The organism is Streptomyces carpinensis (assembly GCF_002154505.1).
In the GTDB taxonomy this organism is placed as follows: domain Bacteria; phylum Actinomycetota; class Actinomycetes; order Streptomycetales; family Streptomycetaceae; genus Streptomyces; species Streptomyces carpinensis.
The window spans coordinates 1-502 of the sequence record NZ_MUBM01000563.1 but is presented as its reverse complement, the minus strand read 5'-3'; the positions used below and the strand labels follow the sequence as shown (position 1 = coordinate 502).

Sequence of the window (502 nt, the reverse complement as noted above, 5' to 3'; positions counted from 1 at the left end):
CCGGCGGCCGCCGGGCGAAGGGAGAACACACTCTGTGATCGTCGACTGTGGCATCTACCGTGACGGGCACCGCGCGGAGGGTGCGAGGGACTTCTCCGACGCCCTGGCCGAGGCGCGGACGGCCGGGGGCTTCGTGTGGATGGGGCTGCACGAGCCGAGCGCCGAGGAGTTCGACCTGGTCAGCGAGGAGTTCGCACTCCATCCGCTGGCGGTCGAGGACGCCCTTAAGGCCCATCAGCGGCCCAAGCTGGAGATCTACGACGACTCGCTGTTCGTGGTGCTGAAACCGGTGATGTACGAGCCGCGCAGCGACGCCGTCTCGACCGGCGAGATCATGATCTTCCTGGGTGACTCGTTCGTGGTGACGGTCCGCCACGGTGAGGGTGACGGGCTGGCCGTCGTACGGCGCCGTCTCGAGCAGGAGCCCGAGATGCTCGGCAAGGGTCCGACGGCGGTGCTGTACGCGATAGCCGACTCGGTCGTCGACCACTACCTGGACGTG

General features: G+C 67.9%; 1 protein-coding gene. It reads left to right on the top strand.

What is annotated here, in order from left to right; all coding sequences use genetic code 11:
- Positions 1-34: 34 nt before the first annotated feature.
- Positions 35-502, top strand: a 468-nt coding sequence (locus tag BZY54_RS46090) for a CorA family divalent cation transporter (protein WP_279634767.1), incomplete at its 3' end; no start/stop codon positions are given.